The following is a 17,620-nucleotide window of genomic DNA, read 5'->3' on the forward strand; positions in this document are numbered from 1 at the left end:
GCCCGCAGGGACGCGCCTTTCCCGTGCCTAGACCAATAGTCTGCAGAGTTTTGCTTCGGGCTCCGACCCAGATGGGCCCCTTTTACTATTTGGTGGAACTGCCGAAAAGACATATCATTTTAATGGGTTATACAACTAAGGAGTCAGTTGATGAAATCACCACGTGATGTTGTTCTTGTAGAAGGTCTGCGTACACCTTTCGCAAAAGCGGGAACAAAACTTAAGAAAGTCCACCCGGCAGAGCTGGGTAAAGTTGCACTGAAACAAGTGATCGCCAATACAAATCTGGATGTGAATCTTGTGGATGAAGTGATCATTGGCAACACGGGTAATCCTGCCGATGCAGTCAATATCTCTCGCGTGGTGGCGTTGAATGCCGGCATCCCTTTGAAGACGTCCGCTTACACTGTGCACCGCAACTGTGCTTCCGCGTTGGAATCCATTTCCAACGGCTATGAAAAAATCAAATCCGGTACCATGGATGTGATTGTTGCCGGGGGTACGGAGAATATGTCTCAGATGCCAACTCTTCCTCCGAAGAAGTTCCAGGAAATTTTTGAAAAGTTGTTTGCGGCAAAAGGCCCGAAGCAGGCCCTGCCTCTTTTGTGGTCCCTGTTTAAAGCCGATATGAAACAGATCAAGGCTTTGCTTTCTGGAAACATGAAAGATGAATACTTCCCGGTGATCTCTGTGATGATGGGTCTGACAGATCCTTTCGTCGGTATCAACATGGGTCAGACAGCCGAAATTCTGGCGAAAGAATGGGGTCTTTCCAGAGAAACTCAAGACAAGTTTGCTCTGCGTTCTCACTTGCTGGCGTCCAAAGCCATGAAAGAGGGCCGCATGCGTGAAGAGATTGCTCCGGTTTATCTGGCTCCTGAATATAAAGAAGTAATCTCTGAGGATATCGGGCCTCGTGAAAGTCAGACGCTTGAGGCTTTGGCGAAATTGAAACCATTCTTCGATAAGGCGACAGGCTCCATCACAGCCGGAAATTCCTGCCCGATCACTGACGGGGCGGCGATGGTGCTTTTGATGTCCCGTGAAAAGGCCGAAGCTTTGGGTTATAAGCCGCTGGCAACCATCCGCTCTTATGGATTTGCCGGACTGGAGCCAGAACGCATGGGCTTGGGCCCGGTGTACTCTTCACCTGTGGCGTTGAAACGTGCGGGATTGACGATGAAGGATATCGGCCTGGTGGAGCTGAATGAAGCCTTCGCCGCACAAGTTCTGTCCTGCCAAAAGGCATTTGATTCTGACAAATTTGCTCAGGAAAAACTGGGATTGTCTTCCAAAGTCGGGGAAATCCGTGATGAGATTCTAAATGTCAACGGTGGAGCGATTGCACTTGGTCACCCCGTGGGCGCGACGGGAACTCGTATTGTTCTGACTTTGGCCAAAGAAATGAAACGCCGAAATACGCAGTTTGGTTTGGCGACTTTGTGTATTGGTGGTGGTCAAGGCGGATCCATGATCCTTGAGAACGAGGGCTAAAAGAAGCTCTCGGGGCCGAAGCCCTTGGGACAGAGCCCGGCTCTGCGCTCATAGGCTTCGGACAGTCCTCGCGGACGCCTTCCCTTTGGGATGAGCTGCTGCGGAACTTGCCTCTGAGCACAGATCCAGGCTCTGTCCCAAGGGCTTCGGGAGAGCTTCTTTCGCAAAGTTCGCAAGGACTGATGGTTGGTGTTTTAGATTTAGAATGTTTTTAGATTTGCAACTTAGGAGTTTTCAGAATGTCGATTCAGGAAAGTATTAAAATTGTTCCTCAGGGTGAGGTTGCTGTTGTTGAGTTTGATCTGGTCGGGGAGAAAGTTAATAAGTTCTCCACGCCCGTGATGATGCGCCTTAAGGAAGTTGTTGAGGAGTTGAAGAAGTCCTCATACAAGGCGGTTATTTTTAAATCCAATAAGCCTAAGATTTTTATTGCGGGTGCGGATATCGAAGAAATCAAAAGTATGACCAAGGCTGAGGAATTCGAAGCTGCGGTTAAAGGTGGGCAGGAAGTTATCAGCATGGTGGAAGACCTGCCCATGCCGACGATTGCGGCTGTGAATGGTGCCTGCATGGGTGGTGGTTGTGAGTTCATTTTGGCTTGTGACTATCGTATTGCTTCTGAGGATTCTTCCACGAAGATTGGATTGCCGGAAATTCAATTGGGCATCTTGCCTGGTTTCGGTGGCTGCGTGCGCATGCCTCGCGTGATTGGTTTGCAGGCGGCATTGGATATCATCCTGGCCGGGAAGTCTGTGAGTGCCAAGAAGGCTTTGAAAATCGGCCTGGTCGATAAGATGGTTCACGCCAATTTGCTGGAGTCCTTCTCTTTGAAATGGGCGAAAGAGATTATTGCCGATGGCGGGAAAAAGCGTCGTAAAAAGTACCAGCCCAAGGGAGCTGTGAACAGCATTCTTGAAAGTGCCTTGGGGCGTGGAATTGTCTTTAAAAAAGCCCGTGAAGGTGTTTTGAAGGCAACCAAAGGCCACTACCCAGCGCCACTTCAGGCCTTGGAAGTGATTCAAAAAACTTACGGCATGTCTGATCGTGAAGCGGCTTTGCGTATTGAACGTGAAGGTTTCTGTAAGTTGGGCGTGACTGATATTTCTAAAAATCTGATCCACGTTTTCTATTTGACCGAGATGGTGAAAAAGCAAAACGGTGTTCCTGGTGTCGATGTGAAACCTCGAGAAGTGAAAGGTTTGGGTGTTTTGGGGGCGGGCACCATGGGGGGCGGTATCGCCTACGTGGCGGCCGACAAGGGCATCCAGGTTCGCATGAAGGATTTAAACACCGATGCTTTGGGGAAAGGTCTTAAACACGCCAGCGATCTTTGGATGAAGCTGGTGAAAAGAAAATCCATCGACAAGTATCAGTTCCAGCAAAAAATGGACATGGTGTCTGTGACGACGGATTATTCCGGCTTCAAGAATCTGGATGTGGTGGTGGAAGCCATCGTTGAAGACATGGGTATCAAACAAAAAGTCATCGGTGAGTGTGCAGGTCAAATGCGCCCTGACGCGATCATTGCGACCAACACCAGCTCCTTGTCTGTGACAGAGATGGCCAAAGGTCATCCGCGTCCTGAATACTTCGCCGGGATGCACTTCTTCAATCCGGTGAACAAGATGCCTTTGATTGAAGTCATTCGTGGGGAAAAAACATCTGATGAAACCATTGCGACAATCTACGAGCTGTCCAAAAAAATGGGTAAAATGCCAGTCGTTGTAAAAGACGGCCCGGGCTTCCTGGTGAATCGCCTGCTTTTGCCGTACATGGGTGAAGCGGCGTTCCTGCTTCAAGAAGGCATGAGCATTGAATTCGTGGACAAGGTTTATGTGAAAGAATTCGGTATGCCGATGGGTCCATTTGAATTGATGGACGAAGTGGGATTGGATGTGTGCTTGAAGGTTCTGAAAATCTTCAAAAAAGCTTTCGGCGAACGCATTGAACTTGCGCCTTGCATGGAAGCTCTGGGGAACTCCGGTCGCCTGGGTCGCAAGAACGGCAAAGGTTTCTATACATACACTGAAGACGGAAAGCGTGGTGCAGTTGATCAGACTGTTTATGCAGCTCTGGGCCTGGGTCAGCCGACCAATCCTTATGACTCTAAAGAGTGCATCGAGCGCGGTGTGTTTGCCATGGTCAACGAGTGTTCTTTGGCTTTGATCGAGGATCGCATCGTTGAAACTCCGCATGAAGTGGACCTGGCGATGATCATGGGTACGGGCTTCCCACCATTCCGTGGGGGACTGCTGAAATACGCTGATAGCATCGGAAGTCAGTATGTGGCTGATCAGTTGGCAATGTATGCTTCCAGTCGCAAGGCGGCTCGTTTGAAGCCGGCGACACCGCTGACAAACATGGCCAAAGCCAACAGCAAGTTCTATAAATAGATTTTTTAAAAGAAGAGATCTGCGAAGGCCGGGCTCCAACAATGGAGTCCGGTTTTTTTATATGGGCATTTCGTCATACCCACTGCCGCGACCGACATTGAGTTTGAATCGAAACTGAGACTGGTCCCAGTGAGCGTGCAGGGCGATGGGGTGACAGCACACCTCACAGTCGTAAATGAACTCCTGATCTTCGCCGTCCTCGCGATAGATGGTCATCCAGAACTTCTCTCTGCAATAGGGGCAGATGACTTTATATTCCATAAAACCTCCTGAAGTCCTCCCTTTCATTTTCCGACGTCGGGTGAGGACTTCAAGCGGCTTTGTGTAAATACAAATCTAGACTTCTTTCCCCAAAGCTTGGGTCAGGAATTTGTGACAGAGGAAGAACAAGATCGCAGGAACCAGGCTCAAGCCCGCCAGAAGCAGGAAAAAGTGATCTTTCCCCATCTGTTCGTAGTACATCCCGATGTAGCCTGCGACATAGTTTCCGAAGAACGACGACAGGAACCAGACTCCCATCATCATGGACACGATTTTAGCCGGGGAGACCTTGGTCACCAAGGAAAGCCCAATTGGAGAAATATACAGTTCTGCCATCGTCAGCAGGAAGGTGGAACCGAACAGCCATAACACAGATCCTTGTCCTGTTCCCACCACTTGAGCCGCGATGTACATCACTCCCAAGGCCAGAGCACCAATGGCGCATCCCAGGGCCATCTTGGTGACTGTGGAAGGGGCGTTTTTGTGGCGGGCTTGCCATGCCCAGACACGATCCAGCAGTGGAGCAAAAAGGACGATCACGATCGGATTGAAGGACTGATACCAGGTCGACGGGATTTCCCAGCCGAAGAACACCCAGTCCGTATTTTGGTCGGACCACAATTGCAATGTGTTACCCTGTTGCTCGTAAACTCCCCAGAAGAAGATCGTCACCATGCACAGGAAGGTCAGGGCCCAGGTGCGAGTCCATTCCTCTTTGGTCAGGGGTTTGTGAGATGCGGCCTCTACTTCTTTGATGGAGACTTTGTGTTCTGTCTCAGGCAGGTGCTTTCCACCCAGGTGATAAATGGCCAGAGACAGCAGCATTCCCACCCCGGCAGCGCCAAAGCCCCAGTGCCATCCCACTTTTTGCCCCAAAGTGCCGCAGATCAAAGGGGAAAGAATCGCTCCCAGATTGATCCCCATATAGAAGATCGTGTAGGCGCCATCGCGGCGGGTATCACCTTGGGCATATAAGCCACCAACTTGCGTGGAGATGTTGGGTTTGAAGAAGCCGTTACCCACAATCAGGAATAGCAGGGCTGGGAAAAACAGGCTTTCCACCGCCATCAGGAAGTGGCCAATGGCCATCAGAAAGCCGCCGATATAGACAGAGCGGCGCTGGCCGATGAAGCGGTCGGCGATAATTCCCCCAAAGAAGGGTGTAAAATAAACAAAGCCTGTGTAAAGGCCATAGATCTGCGAGGACAGAGCCTGATGGGATAGTGTGCCGAAGAAGTACTCATGGATGGCTTTGATTGTTTCATACCCCCAAATAGTTTTGCCTTCCTGAGCCTGAATGAAAAGGTATTGAGTCATATAAAGCACTAGAAGAACGCGCATCCCGTAGTATGAGAATCTTTCCCACATTTCTGTGAAAAACAGTGTAAAAAGTCCTCGCGGATGACCGAAGAAGTTCTTTTCAGCAGTGGCGTTCATGATGGGTCCTCGTTGTCTAAGTTATGAACATTGCAAATTTTCTTTTTTTCAGATGCCTTTTGATCTTGGCAAGAGTTTGGCATAAAAGCACTCAAATTGTATGTTCGCGGGAGGGTCCTTCATGACATTTAATAAGCACATCATGGTTGTCAGCGCCTTGATTTCTACTTTGGCGATTTCCGCTTGTACGAAAACCGAAAAAGAGATCATCCGTGAAAAGCAGGCTCCCACGAATGTGATGCAGTCCTTCAGTCAACCGACCGTGCAGGATCTTTGCGATAAAGCCTCTTGCATCAAAATCCAAAAAGACGCTTTGGGGAAGGTCTTTCTTTTGATCGCCTCCGGTATCACTTCAGGCTCGACACCTCAGTGGTATGACCTGAAGCCGCTGGTTGTCAGTTTTGAGAAGTCCGGCAAAAAAATTGCGCTGATTGGTGAAAACTATAACAGCATCTATGAAGAAATCCGCACTGTGAACTTGATCCAGAGCTTTGATGTGATCACGGAAGACGAAAGTTCTGTGACCTTTGATTGGGGGCAAGGATTAAAAACCTTTGTCCTTCAGCGTTCTTATGATGTGGATGCCCCTCGTGGCAATGTGGACCTGACTGAAAGTTCTTTAAGCTCTTTGCCGGTGATTGATTCCTTCGTGACGGGCATCAAGTACGATGAAAAGAACATCGAACTCACCCAGCTTTCCAAGGTGCGCAGCGATGTGATGCGCATGAACTCTGATAAGAGCTTAAACGGGGAAGCACGCGAAGAAACCATCAACATGAATATTCAGATTCGCACCTATGATCTGGGCGACAACTTTAAAAAGAAAGAATACGACAAATCCCGTCGCGTAGGTTTCTTTGTGACGAAGGTGGCAAAACCTGGTTACAGCAAAGAGATGACAAACTTGATCACCAAGTGGGACCTGTCTTCACAAAAGGGCCCCATTGTTGTGCGTATTTCTGATGCCGTTCCTGCTGATTACGAGCAGGCGGTGATTGAAGGGGCGCTGTACTGGAATAAAGTGTTTGGCCGGGATGTGATCCAGGTGGAAACCAAAGTGCCCGCCCATTCCGCACCGAAAGACCGCACGATCATGTTGCGCTGGATCCCTTGGCTGGATTCCGGTGCGGCCTACGCCATCGGTCAATCGGATCCTTTGACCGGCGAGCTTCTGCGCGCTCAGGTCTTTATGCCGTCCGTCTTCACGCGTGTGGGGTCTGCGGATCTGGTGAAGCTGAATGGTGATATTCCCGTGGTTGCGGCAGGGGCCGTGGCCTGTGACCTTTCGCAATCCCTACTGGCTCTCAACAAGCTGGCTCGCGAAGCCAGTGATTCTCAACGTCTGCGTCTGGCCCAAGACAGTGTGCGTTCGACCGTAGCCCACGAACTGGGTCATGCTTTGGGTCTTCGTCATAATTTTGCGGGTTCTTCTTCGGCGAAAGTGTCCACTTCAGAGATCTATGAAGCAGCAAAAACCTATCTGAAGGATCTGGCTCACCAGGGGCTTGAGACCACGACAAGTATCATGGACTATGTCAGTGGCATTGATGATGTCCTGATGTCAGCACGTTTGAAACATGCCCCTTTGGCTTATGATAAGATGGCCATGGATTGGGCTTATGCTGAAGATGATGCGGCTTTGGATGAAAAGATCTCGCGCTATTGTACAGATGACGACATTGCAGTTGCCAATTCTCAAGGATTGCAAATTTACGGGTGTGAACGATTTGATGCCGGGAGCAATCCTTTGCAGCGAAAGTATCTTGATGGCCTTGATGAACGGGATGGTTTGGTGAATGTCCTGTTTGCGTCAATCATGGGACGCCTGCTACCGGGTGATCAGCCTGATGTTGTCAATGATCTGGATGCGGTTTTAAAAGATACGGTGAAATGGTCCAAGGCGAACATAGACATGTCGTTTGTTGCTCAGGCTTTGTTCGACAGCACAAAAAATGGGGCGCCGGCAGCGTCTTTTGCTTCCTTGACGGGAGTAAAAAACGGTCAGGTTATTTACGCGCGCTTTGGCATGGATCAGACCTTCAAGGCGGATCGTCAGCGGTCCTTGCAGGCCGCCGGTGGTTATGCGGCCCTGTTGAACGGTCTTCTGCGCAACGAAGAGGGGCAGATCAATATAGACTGGTTGGATCGTCAGATTGCGGCGCTGAAGAACAGTTCTTACCTGGCCTCTGGTAAGACTCTGGCGGGGCGTGAGTATGCTTTGACCCCGGAGCAACAGCGCAAGATCGTGCGCTTTATGGAATCGTTAAAGATGCCTAACGAAAAAGTTCTGCTCAGTGCGGCTGCTGCCATTTTGCCTCGTTTGAATGAGAAAGTGGAAGATGAATCCGGCAAAGAAGCTCTGATGACATCGTTGTTGGCAGAGAATGTTCTGACTGAGTCCGATGTGGAGTCCTTGGCGCAGCTTTATCTGGATCTGGTTTCTGCGACAACGGGGACGGTGTCAGTGCGCGTGGGGGCCGGTTTGGCTCAACAGGTGGTCTTGCCTTATTATTACCTCAACGGAGAAGAAAAAGCGGTCTTTGCCAAACTCTTATCTTCAAAGGGTCTGCGATTTAATATGACTTTGAAGGTGGCTCAGGCCAAGGCGGAGCAAGAAAACAAGATCAATGAGCTTCTGGCGGACATTGATCCATCCTTAAATATAGTCACGGAAGCGGACCCCTCCACGCTGGCTTTGCGCTTGTTGCAGGCGGGCTTGGTGGATTCCGGGGCGGCAGCTTGGTTGAGATCGGAAATCACAGTGCTGACGGCTTTAAAAGCCGTGCAATAGTTTAACTGTTTCAATTTGAGATTCATTGAAGGCATGGTTCTTTGGGCCATGCCTTTGTTGTTTAAAGTTTAGGCGACTGATTCCCAGAAGTGGCCCAGGGGTGTTATTCGTTTCAGCGTGAAACGAAGGTGCGGCGCCATCTCAAATTTAAGCCTGGCACACCTGGCCCGGCTCTTGCCTTAGTGATAGGCAGGAGGCGATTATGACTAACTCTTTCTTTAAAAACAAAATGCTGGGTGTGCTGCTTTTGGCGGTTCTTTCTCTCAGTGCCTGTGCCAAGAAAGACGGAAGCGCCATCCGAGTAGCAGGTCGCGGAGCAGCCACAGGCGGAGTATCACAAGGTGGTACGACGACTGCGCCTAATGGCTCCTGCAACACCAGCACCGCAGGTAAGATCTTTGACCCTTACGCTGCTTCCACTTTTGAACAGCAAGTGAAAAGCTTTGTTTCCGCGACTTTGGATCCGCAAAATCTAGGTTCCATCAGCGGTAACATCTACGACAAAACAGGAATCGATCTTTTTGCGACCTTCCGCTTCGATAGCACAGGGAACATTGTGGCTGGCAGCTCGAATGTGACAATCAAGATCTTCGATTCTTACGCCAAACAGGTTTACAACGGTCAGGTGATTGAACCTTATGTGGTTCAGTTCAACGCAGCCTCTGAAGGCATGATTGATCGCAATACGCGTCAATTCCAGGTCAAGTTCAGAGACGGTTATGGTGAGATCATTTTCCAAGGTTCTTATGACAACAGCATCGCGCAGGGTACTGTGTACTATCAGAACTATACGGCCGTGAGCGGATACTCTCCAGCCAGCGGGACTCTGGGTTCCTTCCGCCTGTACTCTTGCTCTTTGATTACGCAATAAGCGGCGCGTCTTGCCTCGCCCCCTGTCGAGTTTAAGATAGGGGGATGCCTCAACGTTTCATTTTCGACTCATCTATACTGGACTCCGTTGTCGGAGGACATTCAGCCATTGATATTCCAAGGCTGAATATTCATTCTCTCGAGGCTGCCAGTTCCTTTTTGTTAAGCTATGGCTTTGATTTGAACCAACAAACCGATGAGGAAAAGCTTTGGTACTACCATCGCCGCGCCCTGGTGTTGATGTTGGAAAAGTTGGGTTTTCAGGAGGCCGAGCTTCCGGAGGTCTTTCGCGACCGTAAACAGCTGGGTGATATTCGCCAACTGTTAATCTATGCCAGCTCTCAGAACCCGGAAGAACAAACCCTGCAACGCTGGGCCTGCGCGATCATTCGCTGCATGCACGTTTTTGTGCACGCTGAAAATGATCTGTTCAGTTCTTTTGCCGAGGAAATTCAGTCCCAGATTCTGACGCCGTTTCAGGATTGTATTCTGCATGACGGCAACACGCATCGCACTTTCCTGAAGAGTCCGGGGGACCACCTGGATCCGATTGAGCTTTTGGGTTTTGAAGTAAAGCCTTTTAAAACCTCTTCCAGTACGGTGATCAAACTTCTGGCCAAGCCGGATGCTTTGGCGATGAAGATCTTTGATAAGCTCGGGGTCCGTTTTGTGACCCGTAATTTGTTTGATACCTTCCAGGTCGTGCGTTTTCTGGTGAAGGAAGATGTGATCAGCTTCCCGCACATCATGCCGGATCAGAGCTCCAACAATCTGTATCCCGTCAGTCTTTTCATGAAGGTTTGTGATGATCTTTCCCATCGATTGGACACTCTGGATGAAAAAAGCATTCAAGAGGCCTTTGATCAGAAACTTCAGGAGGAAGGCGACAACGTGAAGTTCTTGCGCAAAGAAAATTTCTTCTCGGGCGAGGACTACCGTTTTATTAAATTTATTTCCCGTAAACTGATTCATATCAAACCACAGGGTGGCAAAGAGGCCTTTAGCTTCTTCTATCCGTTTGAGGTGCAGATCATGGATCACGCCGCTCACGAGCGCATCTTGTCCGGGCCTTCAGAACATCAGGCCTATAAAGAGCGTCAGCGTACGGCGGCCCGTAAACGTCTTTTCCCGGACCCGAGCTGATTATGTTTTTAAAGCTGTTGTCTTATCCTCGTTCATTGATCGGCGTGGTGTTGTTGCCTATTCACACGGTGTTGTGCGCAGGGGCCATGGTGATCGTCAATATCCTGTTTAATAATCGCAAGATTGAAGATCACATTGTGGAATTTTGGACTCGCAACTGCTGTCGCATGTTTGGTGTGAAAGTGGTCGTGAAAGGCCTAGAAAATCGCCCGGAAGGTGGATTTTTGTACGTCTTTAATCACACCAGTTTTTTTGATATTTTTGCGATGAATGGCTGGTTGGGAAGCTTCCGTTTTGGTGCTAAAATTGAGCTGTTCAAGATTCCTGTTTTTGGTGCCGGGATGAGACGAGCGGGCATCCTGCCTATTGCGCGCAATCGCCGGGACGAGGTCTTTAAAGTTTATCAGGCGGCGGAAGCGCGCATTCGTGCGGGCGAACGCTTTGCTTTGGCACCAGAAGGCACACGCCAAGAGACCGAGACGCTGGGCTCCTTTAAATCGGGTCCGTTTATCTTTGCCATTAACGCGAAAGCCCCCATCGTTCCAGTCATTGTCAAAGGGGCGGCGGCGATTATGCCCAAAGGCTCTTTCCTTCCGAACTGGGGCGTATGGAGTCGCACAATCACTTTGGAGGTTTTGCCTCCCATCAGTCCGGAAGGATACACTTTGGATCAGCGTCCGCTGTTGCAGGAAAAGGTTCGAAAAGTCATGGAACCGTACTTCGCCGTGGATAATTTCTAAGAGGCTTGTGAAGAACAGGTGTGCGGGGGCGTGGAACTAAGCTCTGCTGAAGAGCTTAGTTGCGAACGACATTCCAGGTGTTGCCTTCCAACGAGCTGCGCAGTTTCACGCGCGCACTTCCGGTATCCACATGAATCTGAATTTGTGAGTTAGGCAAGGACTCAATCTGGGTCAGACGCAGAATCTTGGGGTTGCGGTGATACGCTGACTCAATGGCTTGCGCCAGTTTGTCCCAGCGGATGAAGGGTTCAAAGCTTTTTCCCTGATTGGTGCTTTTGAAGGACCCGACGAACCATACGCCGCTAGGGTGGATGCTGACGGGATAATTTTGCTTTCCAAATTGCGGGATGGCGGTCCAGGTCAGGCCGTCGTCAGTGCGGTAGACGCCTTCTGAAGAAACCAGTCCCCGAACAGAGGTTTTGCTTTCAAAGGCGATGGAATAGATTTCTCTTTTCAAAAGCGTTTCGGTCAGAATGTTGGAGGCAGATTCTTGTTTTACCTCTGGCAAAAGCAGGTCAGTTTTTTTCCACCAGACTTCGCCGTGACCGTCGATGCGACTGACTCCCCAGATATGAGCTTCCGGTTTTTGAATCTCCACACGGGCGCGCAGAGGCGGGCCGTAGGATGCAGAATCCGGGCGCACAACGACTCCACGCACAGGGCTTGTGACGTAGCCCAGGATTTCGCTCATGGGAACGTTTTCACCTTTTTTGGTCAGGATTTTGTTGTTATTGCGAAAGGCCACCGTGATCCAGTTTTTCTTAGGATGGTAAGCCAAAGTGGCAAAATCCGCGCGGTTCACAAAATGGGTGATATCGACATACCCGATGTGATTTTTATAGCGAATGCGCAGGAAACCATCGTTGGTCAGCAGCGGAGTCACTCGTTGCAGACGGGGCAGGGTGGTCAGCACTTTGCTGTCGCTGGAAGGTTGTGCCCGAATGTAGGTGTCGATCAGATTGACATAAACACCGGCATCGTCATGGCGTGAAGTCAGGTGCTGCAATGCCACCCAGCCTTCCGAGTTGGTTTTCTTATCGCGCACTCGCGCCCAGTAGTCATCACACTCCAGAACTTCCAGTGTGTACTTTCCAGGCACCCCTTTGACGATCGAGGCATCACTGCGATTCAGGCTTAGCAGGTTGATCGGGTAGCGCGTGTCGACAAAGCGGGCGACCTGGATGTCGCGCAGAATGCGATCCCCCGTCATGGTGTATTCTTTGTGATCCCAGGCGACCTTGAAAGAAGCGTCCATCTCCGAACGAATCAGGGCTTTTTCCAGAGAGCTTCGACTCACCTGGCCAGAGGGAAAGGCGCTGTTTTTGTTGCGGTAAAAAGAGACGGCCGACGTAGCGTCGGTGGCTAAAGCCGCAAAAGTGCTGGAGGAGGCAAAAATGATCGACAGGGACAGGCTTAAGACTGAACGCATTTCTCTATTGTGAGGGGGCGAAGGACGTCCTCTCAAGACCAGAAGTGAGAACTTTTGACGTCAGGACCAAAGTGAAGTACGAATTCGGGGTTGGTTTTTGTTTTTATAACGCAGAGTGAGGTTTTTATGGAGATTAAATCTATTGGTGTTGTTGGTGCGGGTCAAATGGGTAATGGGATTGCTCAGGTGGCGGCTCAGTTCGGTTTCAATGTCGTGATGATGGATGTCAGTGGGGCGGCTTTGGAAAAAGGCATGGCCACGATCTCTGGCAGCTGTGATCGCCTGATTAAGAAAAACGCCATGACCGAAGCTGATAAAACAACTCTTTTGGGACGTATTAAAACTGTCCAGGAAACTGCTGGCCTAAAGGATTGCGATATCGTGATCGAAGCCGCGACTGAAAACGTCGATTTGAAGCTTAAAATCTTCAAAGATCTGGATGCAATCGTAAAACCAGAAGCGCTGTTGGTGTCTAACACATCCTCCATCTCCATCACAAAAATTGCAGGCGTGACCAAACGTCCAACAAAAGTGGCAGGTATGCACTTTATGAATCCGGTGCCTTTGATGAAGCTGGTGGAAGGCATTCGTGGCTTGCAAACTTCTGATGAAACCTTCAAGACAGTGAAAGCTCTGGCGGAAAAAATGGACAAAGTTTTTGTTGAGTCCGTGAAAGACATGCCAGGCTTTATCGTCAACCGCATCCTGATGCCAATGATCAACGAAGCTGTTTACACACTTCATGAAGGTATTGCTTCTGTTGAGGCGATCGACAACGCGATGAAGTTGGGAACCAATCAGCCAATGGGTCCTTTGACTTTGGCAGACTTTATCGGTTTGGACACTTGTCTTGCGATCATGAACGTGTTGCATGAAGGTCTGGGTGATTCCAAATACCGTCCATGCCCGCTATTGGTTAAATACGTTGAAGCGGGTTGGTTGGGTCGCAAATCAGGTCGTGGCTTCTACGACTATTCTGCGAAGTAATTTTTAGCAAGGACTGATAATGGATTTCTCTTTTAGCACAATTAAACTTGAACAAAAAAGCAACGCTGTCTGGCTTCTGACGATTCATCGCCCGGAAGCTTTGAACGCCTTGAACTCCACGGTTTTGAATGAAATGGGCGAAGCCCTTCGTCAAATCGGTGAGATGGACTATTCCGATGCGCGCGCGCTGATCATCACAGGTAGCGGTGAAAAAGCGTTCGTGGCTGGTGCGGATATCAAAGAAATCAATGCGCTGGATGAAGAAAAAGCGCTGACTTTCGCTGAACGCGGTCAAAGCATTTTCCATGAACTGACGTTGTTGAAAATCCCTGTTATTGCGGCAGTGAATGGCTTTGCCCTGGGGGGCGGCTGTGAACTGGCTTTGGGGTGTGATTTTATCTATGCCTCTGAAAATGCCAAGTTTGGTTTGCCGGAAGTTTCCTTGGGATTGATCCCGGGCTTTGGCGGGACTGTGCGCATGGCTCGTGCCATCGGTCAGCGTCGCGCCCGTGAGCTGACCTATACAGGCGGCATGATCAATGCGGCGGAAGCTCAAGCCTTGGGTCTGGTGAATAAAGTTGTTCCACAGGCAGAGCTGATGAACACCGTGATGAAAACGGTCGAAGCGATTTTGTCAAAGGCGCCGATTGCCGTGGGTTCTGCGAAGTTCTCTATCAATCAGGCCTGGGACATGGACGTGGAAGAGGCGCAAAAGAACGAAGCAAGAATCTTTGCTGAGCTCTTCTCTTCTGAAGATGTGAAAGAAGGCACAAGCGCCTTCATTGAGAAACGTAAAGCTGAATTTAAAGGTCGATAAGACACATGGCATACACACCGAAGAATCCGATCCGTATCGTAACTGCCGCCGCTTTGTTTGACGGCCACGACGCTAGTATCAACATCATGCGCAGAATCCTTCAGGACATGGGCGCGGAGGTCATTCACCTGGGGCACAATCGCTCAGTGAGTGACGTCGTCAAGGCTGTTCTGCAGGAAGGCGCTCAGGGCGTCTGCATCAGCTCCTATCAAGGGGGCCACATGGAGTACTTCAAGTACATGAAGGACCTTCTGGATGAAGCCGGGGCTGGTTATGTTCGTATTTACGGCGGTGGCGGCGGTGTGATCGTCCATGACGAAAAAAAAGAGCTTGAGGCTTACGGCATTGCTCAAATCTTCCACCCGGACGACGGACGTCGTTTGGGTCTGGAAGGCATGATCCAGATGATCGTGGAAGGTTGTGACTTCGACATTCTGGCAAAACAAAAAGAATTTAAAACCAAAAAGAATATCTTCAAAGGCGACTCCATTCCTTCTGTGGAATTGGGTGTGGCTTTGACGGCGATCGAAAATGGTCACAAGGATTCTTCCTTGAGTAATTTCGGTCTGGAGTCTTTTAAAGCCAAAGACCGCCAGCCGCTGGTTTTGGGGATCACCGGAACGGGTGGGGCGGGGAAGTCCTCTTTGATTGATGAAATGGTTCAGCGTTATCTGAACGCTTATCCAGACAAGAAGATTGCCGTGGTGTGCGTGGATCCGTCCAAGCGCAAAACGGGCGGTTCCTTGTTGGGCGACCGTATTCGTATGAACTCTTTGTCCCGCAACCACGTTTACATGCGCTCTGTGGCTTCCCGTGGTTCGGGACGTGAAATTGCCTCCTCTTTGCCGGATATCTTGAAGTTCATCCGTCAGTTGGATTTTGATTTTATCATCGCGGAAACCTCCGGTATCGGTCAGGGCAATATGGCGATTACGGAAGTCAGCGACATGTCTATGTATGTGATGACGTCGGACTTCGGTGCGCAGTCTCAGCTTGAAAAAATCGACATGATTGACTTTGCTGACCTGGTGGCGGTGAACAAGGCCGACCGTCGTGGGGCTTTGGATGCTCTTCGTGATGTGACGAAACAATACAAACGCTCGCGAAAAATCTTTGATGAAAAAGTTCAGGTGCCGGTGTTCCTGACTCAGGCATCTCAGTTCAATGATGGCGGCGTGAACAAGTTGTTCTTTAAACTGGCTGATATCTTAAACGAAAAACAACCCGGTCAGTGGGTGATCGACAGCAAGTACAAGGAAAACATCCTGTCTGCGGAAGAACATGTGATTATTCCGGCAGATCGCCAGAACTATCTGGCGGAAATCACCTCCACAATTCACAAATACAAAAAACGCACGGAAATTTTGGCCGAAAAAGCGTCCCAATTGGGCGGCTTGCAAAAAGTGGCTCCTCTTTTGGGGACAGACCCAGAGACGGTGAAAAAGGTCGAGGCGGAGTTGTCAGCCGAGTTCACACAGGAAGAAATCGATCAGCTTAAAAACTATGAAGGTCTGATCGAAACCTATTCCGGCGACGAACTGGTGTTCAAAGTTCGCGACAAAGAAATTCGTCAGCCCTTGGTGCGCGAATCCTTGTCGGGAACAAAAATCCGTCGTGTGGTGGTGCCTAAGTTTAAAGACTGGGGCGATCGTTTCCGTTATTTGAAACTGGAAAACGTTCCTGGTGAGTTCCCGTACACGGCAGGTGTGTTCCAGCTGAAGCGTGCCGACGAAGATCCCAAGCGTATGTTTGCCGGGGAAGGCACGCCGGAAAGAACCAATCGTCGTTTCCATTACCTGACCAAAGGTGAAACAGCTCATCGTCTTTCCACGGCCTTTGACTCTGTGACGTTGTACGGTCAGGATCCTGATCAGCGTCCGGATATCTTCGGTAAAGTGGGAGAGTCGGGTGTCAGCATCTGTACATTGGATGACATGAAAAAGCTTTATGCAGGCTTTGATCTGATCAATCCAAATACCTCTGTGAGCATGACCATCAATGGTCCTGCTCCGATGATTCTGGCCTTCTATTTCAACACCGCGATTGATCAGCAGGTGGAAAAGAAAGAAAAAGAACTGGGTCGCAAACTTTCTCAGGAAGAATGGAATGATCTGGCGACATGGACGCTGCAACAGGTGCGCGGTACAGTTCAGGCTGACATCTTGAAGGAAGACCAGGGTCAGAACACTTGCATCTTCTCTATCAACTTTGCCCTGAAGATGATGGGTGATATCCAGGAATACTTTGTTAAGAGTAAAATCCGTAACTTCTACTCTGTCAGTATTTCGGGCTACCATATTGCCGAGGCCGGTGCGAATCCGATCTCTCAGTTGGCCTTTACACTTTCCAATGGTTTCACCTTTGTTGAATACTATTTGGCGCGTGGCTTGAAAGTGGACGACTTTGCTCCGAATCTTTCGTTCTTCTTCAGTAATGGTCTGGATCCGGAGTATTCTGTTCTGGGACGTGTGGCCCGCCGTATTTGGGCCGTGGCGATGCGTGATCTTTATAAGGGCAATGATCGCTCTCAGAAGTTAAAATACCACATCCAGACTTCCGGGCGTTCTTTGCATGCTCAGGAAATTGACTTTAACGATATCAGAACAACACTGCAGGCTTTGATTGCTCTTTATGACAATTGCAACAGCTTGCATACCAATGCTTACGATGAGGCGATCACCACGCCGACGGAAGAATCCGTTCGTCGTGCGATGGCGATTCAGTTGATCATCAACCGCGAGTTCGGCATGACGATGAATGAAAACCCAATGCAGGGTTCTTTCTTCATTGATGAGCTGACCGACTTGGTTGAAGAAGCGGTCTTGAATGAATTCAAGAAGATCAACGAGCGTGGCGGCGTTTTGGGCGCGATGGAAACTCAGTACCAGCGTTCTAAAATCCAGGAAGAGTCTTTGTACTATGAAAGACTGAAGCATGACGGCACTTTGCCGATCATCGGTGTGAACACGTTCATCGATCCAAAAACGATGGCAGCAGACTATGTGCCACCGAAGATTGAACTGGCACGTGCTTCTTACGAAGAAAAGAACGCCCAGTTGGACAATGTTCACAAGTTCCAGAACAGCCATGCTACCGAAGGCGAAAAAGAACTGCAGAACCTCAAGAACACAGTCTTGAATGGGGGCAACATCTTCGCGGCATTGATGACAGCGGCAAGACATTGCAGCTTGTATCAAATGACCCAGGCGTTGTATGAAGTGGGCGGCCAATACCGCCGCAACCTCTAGTAAAAGGTGC

Annotated in this window: 12 protein-coding genes; 9 read left to right on the forward strand and 3 right to left on the reverse strand. The window is 49.7% G+C overall.

Features of this window, described 5'->3' with window-relative positions:
- Positions 1-150: 150 nt before the first annotated feature.
- Together ACZ50P_RS08090 and ACZ50P_RS08095 are read left to right on the forward strand one after the other, a co-directional pair.
- Positions 151-1,494, forward strand: a complete 1,344-nt coding sequence (locus ACZ50P_RS08090; RefSeq protein ID WP_464121034.1) for a thiolase family protein — start codon at positions 151-153, stop codon at positions 1,492-1,494.
- A gap of 239 nt (positions 1,495-1,733) precedes the next feature.
- Positions 1,734-3,887: a 3-hydroxyacyl-CoA dehydrogenase NAD-binding domain-containing protein gene (locus ACZ50P_RS08095; RefSeq protein WP_464134940.1), complete on the forward strand. Its 2,154-nt coding sequence runs from the start codon at positions 1,734-1,736 to the stop codon at positions 3,885-3,887.
- A gap of 57 nt (positions 3,888-3,944) precedes the next feature.
- Here ACZ50P_RS08095 and ACZ50P_RS08100 read toward each other — a convergent pair whose 3' ends face one another.
- On the reverse strand, positions 3,945-4,148 hold the full coding sequence (locus ACZ50P_RS08100) for a CPXCG motif-containing cysteine-rich protein (protein ID WP_464134943.1): 204 nt from the start codon (positions 4,146-4,148) through the stop codon (positions 3,945-3,947).
- Between the two features lie 75 nt (positions 4,149-4,223).
- Complete coding sequence (locus ACZ50P_RS08105) at positions 4,224-5,585, reverse strand: peptide MFS transporter (protein ID WP_464134944.1); 1,362 nt, start codon at positions 5,583-5,585, stop codon at positions 4,224-4,226.
- A 121-nt stretch (positions 5,586-5,706) separates the two neighbouring features.
- Here ACZ50P_RS08105 and ACZ50P_RS08110 point away from each other — a divergent pair, with 121 nt between their 5' ends.
- The 4 genes from ACZ50P_RS08110 to ACZ50P_RS08125 all read left to right on the forward strand — a co-directional run bounded on the left by ACZ50P_RS08110 (position 5,707) and on the right by ACZ50P_RS08125 (position 11,129).
- Positions 5,707-8,376, forward strand: a complete 2,670-nt coding sequence (locus ACZ50P_RS08110) for a zinc-dependent metalloprotease (protein ID WP_464134946.1) — start codon at positions 5,707-5,709, stop codon at positions 8,374-8,376.
- A gap of 202 nt (positions 8,377-8,578) precedes the next feature.
- Positions 8,579-9,247 carry a hypothetical protein gene (locus ACZ50P_RS08115; protein ID WP_464121039.1) on the forward strand — a complete coding sequence of 223 codons (669 nt, stop codon included), beginning with the start codon at positions 8,579-8,581 and terminating at the stop codon, positions 9,245-9,247.
- A 44-nt stretch (positions 9,248-9,291) separates the two neighbouring features.
- Positions 9,292-10,389: a TIGR04552 family protein gene (locus ACZ50P_RS08120; RefSeq protein WP_464121040.1), complete on the forward strand. Its 1,098-nt coding sequence runs from the start codon at positions 9,292-9,294 to the stop codon at positions 10,387-10,389.
- 2 nt (positions 10,390-10,391) lie between these two features.
- Complete coding sequence (locus tag ACZ50P_RS08125; protein ID WP_464121041.1) at positions 10,392-11,129, forward strand: lysophospholipid acyltransferase family protein; 738 nt, start codon at positions 10,392-10,394, stop codon at positions 11,127-11,129.
- A 55-nt stretch (positions 11,130-11,184) separates the two neighbouring features.
- Here ACZ50P_RS08125 and ACZ50P_RS08130 read toward each other — a convergent pair whose 3' ends face one another.
- Positions 11,185-12,558, reverse strand: coding sequence for an SH3 domain-containing protein (locus ACZ50P_RS08130; protein ID WP_464121042.1), 1,374 nt, complete (start codon positions 12,556-12,558; stop codon positions 11,185-11,187).
- Between the two features lie 126 nt (positions 12,559-12,684).
- On the opposite strand from ACZ50P_RS08130, the gene ACZ50P_RS08135 reads away from it, so the two are divergent.
- From ACZ50P_RS08135 to icmF, 3 genes are read left to right on the forward strand one after another with little or no spacing between them, the layout of a single operon-like run.
- The gene (locus ACZ50P_RS08135; RefSeq protein ID WP_464134949.1) at positions 12,685-13,545 is read left to right on the forward strand and encodes a 3-hydroxybutyryl-CoA dehydrogenase; all 861 of its coding nucleotides are present in this window, start codon (positions 12,685-12,687) and stop codon (positions 13,543-13,545) included.
- Positions 13,546-13,564: 19 nt separating this feature from the next.
- A complete protein-coding gene (locus ACZ50P_RS08140) occupies positions 13,565-14,362 on the forward strand; it encodes an enoyl-CoA hydratase/isomerase family protein (RefSeq protein WP_464134950.1) in 798 nt (265 codons plus the stop codon).
- Positions 14,363-14,367: 5 nt separating this feature from the next.
- A complete protein-coding gene (gene icmF, locus ACZ50P_RS08145) occupies positions 14,368-17,610 on the forward strand; it encodes a fused isobutyryl-CoA mutase/GTPase IcmF (protein ID WP_464134952.1) in 3,243 nt (1,080 codons plus the stop codon).
- Positions 17,611-17,620: the final 10 nt, after the last annotated feature.

Source organism: Bdellovibrio sp. CKG001 (genome assembly GCF_055397465.1).

Coding starts and splice junctions, on each gene's coding strand:
- ACZ50P_RS08105 (WP_464134944.1), bottom strand. CDS start 5,585: ATGAACGCCACTGCTGAAAAGAACTTCTTCGGTCATCCGCGAGGACTT.
- ACZ50P_RS08090 (WP_464121034.1), top strand. CDS start 151: ATGAAATCACCACGTGATGTTGTTCTTGTAGAAGGTCTGCGTACACCT.
- icmF (WP_464134952.1), top strand. CDS start 14,368: ATGGCATACACACCGAAGAATCCGATCCGTATCGTAACTGCCGCCGCT.
- ACZ50P_RS08130 (WP_464121042.1), bottom strand. CDS start 12,558: ATGCGTTCAGTCTTAAGCCTGTCCCTGTCGATCATTTTTGCCTCCTCC.
- ACZ50P_RS08110 (WP_464134946.1), top strand. CDS start 5,707: ATGACATTTAATAAGCACATCATGGTTGTCAGCGCCTTGATTTCTACT.
- ACZ50P_RS08125 (WP_464121041.1), top strand. CDS start 10,392: ATGTTTTTAAAGCTGTTGTCTTATCCTCGTTCATTGATCGGCGTGGTG.
- ACZ50P_RS08095 (WP_464134940.1), top strand. CDS start 1,734: ATGTCGATTCAGGAAAGTATTAAAATTGTTCCTCAGGGTGAGGTTGCT.
- ACZ50P_RS08135 (WP_464134949.1), top strand. CDS start 12,685: ATGGAGATTAAATCTATTGGTGTTGTTGGTGCGGGTCAAATGGGTAAT.
- ACZ50P_RS08100 (WP_464134943.1), bottom strand. CDS start 4,148: ATGGAATATAAAGTCATCTGCCCCTATTGCAGAGAGAAGTTCTGGATG.
- ACZ50P_RS08120 (WP_464121040.1), top strand. CDS start 9,292: ATGCCTCAACGTTTCATTTTCGACTCATCTATACTGGACTCCGTTGTC.
- ACZ50P_RS08140 (WP_464134950.1), top strand. CDS start 13,565: ATGGATTTCTCTTTTAGCACAATTAAACTTGAACAAAAAAGCAACGCT.
- ACZ50P_RS08115 (WP_464121039.1), top strand. CDS start 8,579: ATGACTAACTCTTTCTTTAAAAACAAAATGCTGGGTGTGCTGCTTTTG.